This window comes from Desertibacillus haloalkaliphilus (genome assembly GCF_019039105.1).
In the GTDB taxonomy this organism is placed as follows: domain Bacteria; phylum Bacillota; class Bacilli; order Bacillales; family KJ1-10-99; genus Desertibacillus; species Desertibacillus haloalkaliphilus.
Genome location: NZ_JAHPIV010000397.1, coordinates 1 through 366 on the forward strand (window position 1 = coordinate 1; position 366 = coordinate 366).

General features: G+C 73.2%; 1 protein-coding gene. It reads left to right on the forward strand.

The window, feature by feature from the left end:
• The coding region (locus tag KH400_RS22495; RefSeq protein WP_217228428.1) for a hypothetical protein at positions 1-218 on the forward strand (218 nt) is incomplete at its 5' end.
• Positions 219-366: the final 148 nt, after the last annotated feature.

Sequence of the window (366 nt, forward strand, 5' to 3'; positions counted from 1 at the left end):
CCTTCCATCGCGACGACCAGCCCGACGAGGTTCGAGCCGCGGCCCAGAGCGCCGCACCGGTGGTGGTGGCGGAGGACGACCAGGGCGGCTGGCACCTCCTGCTCGACGGGGAGCAGCTCGACGCCTGCGACGGCGAGGTCGACCGCCTCGTCGAGTCCGTCGAGCGGGCGCTGGCCGACCAGGAGCTGCGGTGGCCCGACCGCGCCGCGCCGGCCTAGGACGTGCGCTCGAGCTCGAGACGGATGTCCCAGGTCTCGATGTGCAGCCGCTCCGGCGCAGCGGCGCCGATCTCGGCCAGGAGGGCGTAGAACTCGTCGGCCGCCTGCGAGGCGTTCGGCAGGTCGCCGAAGAACATCGACTCGCTGT